Raw genomic sequence first — 4,193 nt, 5'->3', positions numbered from 1 at the left:
GTAGGAGACGGCCCTGAAATGACGGTAGTGTCTCAATTAGTAAGAGAGCTAAATCTTCAAGATTCTGTGTTATTTCTTGGGAAACAAGAAAATGTAGCAGAACTATATTCGATTAGCGATTTAAAACTGTTATTATCTGAAAAAGAAAGCTTTGGGCTTGTGCTTTTAGAAGCTATGGCCTGTGGTGTTCCATGCATCGGAACAAATACAGGCGGAATTCCCGAAGTAATTGAACAYGAAAAAACAGGATATATTTGCGAAGTGGGAGACKTCGAAGAGGCAGCGAGCAAAGCAATTCAGCTACTTCAAAATGAACAGCTGCATCACCAAATGAGGGAAGCGTCTCTAAGCGCAGTTAATCATAAATTTCATTCAACAGAGATTGTGAGTCAATATGAAAAACTTTATTATAAATTGGTACAGGGTTGAAGAATGGAGGAAGTTATGAAAGAACCGTTCATTCATCCGCTTTATATTATTGAAAAACTGGAGACAGCCGGTTACGAAGCGTATTTTGTTGGAGGAGCGGTCAGGGATCTCATTTTAAATCGCACGATTGGAGATATTGATATCGCTACGTCGGCTAGGCCTGAACAAGTGATGGAACTCTTTCCTAAGACGATTCATGTAGGAATCGAGCATGGTACGGTTGTCGTTGTCCATGAGAACGAGACCTATGAGGTAACCACTTTTCGCTCTGAGGGAGAATATGATGATTTTCGTCGGCCCTCGTCCGTTACGTTTATTTCGTCTCTGATAGAAGATTTGCAGCGTCGCGATTTTACAATCAATGCAATGGCTATGAATGCAAAAGGAGAAATCATTGATCCATTTAATGGAAGAGAAGATTTGCGAAATCAGCTGATTCGCACTGTCGGAAATGCTAAAGAACGCTTTCATGAAGATGCTCTTCGTATGATGAGAGCCGTTCGCTTTGTCAGTCAGCTGGCGTTTTCGCTGTCTGATCAAACTAAAAGAGCCATTCAGCAATACGGTGAACTGCTGAGGCATGTTTCTATTGAACGCATTACAGTTGAATTCGAAAAAATGCTGAGCGGAAAGCGTCCGTCTTTAGCATTAGCACTTGTAGCAGATACGGAGTTGTATCGCTACTTGCCCCAATTGAATGTAGATCCGCAAAAATTCCGGTCTGTTTGTGCACACGATTGGATGATGCTTCAGCGAGTATCGGAGTCATGGACACTTCTGGTACATCTACTCGATATTCAAGACAAGCAGGCATTTTTTAAAAGCTGGAAATTATCTAATAAGCAAATTAAAGATATTCAGCTTCAGTCTATTGGCCTTCGAGACGTTTTGGAAAATGGATGGTCAAAACGCATCATGTATACAATTGGAGAGCAGGCCAGCGTAAGCGTGAATCGTATTTTACAACTTCTTCGAAGCAATGAGCATATGAATGAACATGAGCTTCTTTACATCTATAGCGAGCTGCCTATTCATTCTTTAAAAGATTTAGATATAAATGGTCAAGATCTTTTAGTGTGGACAGGTAAAAAGGGTGGTCCATGGGTGTCTCAACTGTTAAAAGAAATTGAGGAGAAAGTTCTATACAATGAGTTAATGAACACGAAATCTTCAATAAGAAAGTGGGTGCAGTCTTGCAGTCAGATATAAGAAGAACGCTGCTTGAAATGTTTACGAACGCAGATGGGGACTATGTCTCCGGCCAAAAGATCAGCGATTTATTAGGCTGTTCAAGAACAGCTGTATGGAAGCATATCGAAGAGCTGCGAAAAGACGGCTATGAACTTGAAGCTGTTCGTAAAAAAGGCTATCGCATTGTAGGGAAGCCGAACAAAGTAAGCAGCAACGAGCTTTTATTAGGGCTCCAAACAACAAAAATCGGTCAGTATATTCATTATGAGGAAAGCGTGCATTCTACTCAGAAAATTGCTCATCGAATCGCTCAAGAAGGAGCAAAAGAAGGAACGGTCGTAGTTGCTGAAGAGCAAACGGCAGGGAGAGGAAGACTTGATAGAGCTTGGTATTCCCCAAAATATACTGGTGCCTGGATGAGTATTATACTGCGTCCTTCTATCCCTCCGCAGCAGGCTCCTCAGCTGACTCTACTATCAGCAGTGGCTGTTGTACAGGCCATTCAAGAAGTGACGAACCTTTCTCCAGACATTAAATGGCCTAATGACGTTTTATTAAATGGGAAGAAGCTAGTTGGGATTTTAACAGAAATGCAGGCTGATTTTGACCGGATTCACTCAGTCATCATTGGAATCGGCATCAATGTGAATCAGCAGGAAACGGATTTTAATGAACAAATCAAACACATTGCCACATCTTTACGTATTGAAAAAGGTGAAGAAATTAATCGTGCGGCTTTGATGCAAGCGTTTTTCTTAAAGTTAGAAACCCTTTACGAAGAATACTTGAAAAATGGCTTTGGTTTAATTAAAGTTCTTTGGGAAACGTATGCGATCAGTATTGGCAAGCGAATTATAGCACGCACGATGACAGCTAACATTGAAGGCTTTGCAAAAGGTATAACAGATGAAGGCGTTCTATTGATTGAAGATGATGAAGGAGTTATACACCGAATTCATTCTGCAGATATTGAGCTCTCTGCTAAAAAATAGTAGAAAAATAAAGAAATTTTTATTATAATACGAGTATCAAGGTAGTATCGCAAGAACTTCACTTGATACTCGTTTTTTTATTTTAAATACGACAATAAATCTGCCTTGATCCATTAAGGACTAGGACAGAGGGATGACGCGTAGGTAAGCACATTAGGTAAAGTGTGCTTTTTATAGATGAAGTCTGTCAAAGTCCTTCTTCCTTTTATAGGTAGAAGGACTTTTTGTGTGCAGACGTGCGCTCATCTCCTCTGAGAAGGAGGAGAAAGTTAGTGAAAACAAAATTAGATTTTTTACGTATGAAACAGAACAATGAACCAATTGTGATGCTGACTGCCTACGATTATCCGTCAGCTAAGTACGCTGAGGAAGCAGGCGTAGACATGATTTTAGTAGGCGATTCTCTAGGAATGGTCGTTTTAGGATATGACTCTACGATTCCTGTAACGGTAGATGATATGATTCATCATACAAAAGCGGTTAAAAGAGGAGCTGCTGATACATTTATCGTCACCGACATGCCATTTATGTCCTATCACGTGTCGAAAGAAGACACGATGAAAAATGCTGCTCGTATTATGCAGGAAAGCGGGGCTCATGCTTTAAAAGTAGAAGGTGCAAAGGATGTTCTTTATACAATTTCAGAATTGACGCAAGCTGGTATTCCGGTTGTGGCACATCTCGGGTTAACTCCTCAGTCTGTCGGTGTCCTGGGCGGTTATAAAGTGCAGGGAAAAGAAGCAAAAGAAGCCAAACAGCTAATCCAAGACGCGATCAAGTGTGAGCAGGCGGGAGCTATTGCTGTTGTATTAGAATGTGTTCCTAAACAAGTAGCAAAACAAGTAGCTGAACGCTTGAGCATTCCAACAATCGGAATTGGAGCAGGAGCTGATACGGATGGTCAAGTACTTGTATACCACGATGTATTAACATACGGAGTAGAGCGTGTGCCAAAATTCGTTCAGTCATTTGCGAAAATAAATGAGCCTATTTTACAGGGGCTTTCTCAGTATGTAAGTGAAGTGAAAAAAAGAGAGTTTCCGAAAGAAGCACATACTTTTTCAATGAAAGAAGAGCAGTTAACGGCACTGTACGGAGGAAAATAAGATGAAAGTCATTACAACAATTAAAGACATGCAGCAGGAGATGAAAAAAGAAAAGCAGCTTGGACGTTCAATTGGATTTGTTCCGACGATGGGCTATTTGCATGAAGGCCATGCTACTTTACTTGGAGCAGCTCGCACAGAAAATGAAGTAGTGGCGCTAAGTATTTTTGTGAACCCGACTCAATTTGGGCCGAATGAAGATTTTGATACGTATCCAAGAGATTTTGAGCGGGATGAGCGCGTGGCAAAAGAAGCTAACGTCGACTATTTATTTTATCCTTCAGTAGAGGAAATGTATAAGTCAAGCCATTCAGTTGCTATAACCGTGACAGATCGTGTAGACGTATTGTGTGGACAGAAGCGCCCCGGCCATTTTGACGGAGTAGCCACGGTACTAACAAAGCTTTTTCACATTGTAACACCAGATCGTGCATACTTTGGTAAAAAAGATGCACAGCAAGTTGCTGTAGTAGAT

5 protein-coding genes are annotated in these 4,193 nt (G+C 40.9%); all 5 read left to right on the top strand.

Going from position 1 to position 4,193, the window contains the following annotated elements:
- Positions 1-429 (top strand): glycosyltransferase (locus AC1DRF_RS17985; protein ID WP_477741310.1); only part of this gene is annotated, 429 nt, incomplete at its 5' end.
- Positions 430-444: 15 nt separating this feature from the next.
- Complete coding sequence (locus AC1DRF_RS17980; RefSeq protein WP_028407961.1) at positions 445-1,638, top strand: CCA tRNA nucleotidyltransferase; 1,194 nt, start codon at positions 445-447, stop codon at positions 1,636-1,638.
- Positions 1,623-2,612 (top strand): bifunctional biotin--[acetyl-CoA-carboxylase] synthetase/biotin operon repressor, encoded by a 990-nt coding sequence (locus AC1DRF_RS17975; protein ID WP_013056096.1) that lies wholly within the window; start codon positions 1,623-1,625, stop codon positions 2,610-2,612. The genes AC1DRF_RS17980 and AC1DRF_RS17975 overlap by 16 nt, the downstream gene beginning before the upstream one ends.
- A gap of 272 nt (positions 2,613-2,884) precedes the next feature.
- Positions 2,885-3,718, top strand: a complete 834-nt coding sequence (gene panB / locus AC1DRF_RS17970; protein WP_028407963.1) for a 3-methyl-2-oxobutanoate hydroxymethyltransferase — start codon at positions 2,885-2,887, stop codon at positions 3,716-3,718.
- Position 3,719: 1 nt separating this feature from the next.
- Positions 3,720-4,193: pantoate--beta-alanine ligase (gene panC / locus AC1DRF_RS17965; protein ID WP_477741309.1), on the top strand; the 474-nt coding region annotated here is incomplete at its 3' end.

The organism is Priestia sp. P5_B4, assembly GCF_056400385.1.
This window is presented reverse-complemented; position numbering and strand designations above follow the sequence as displayed.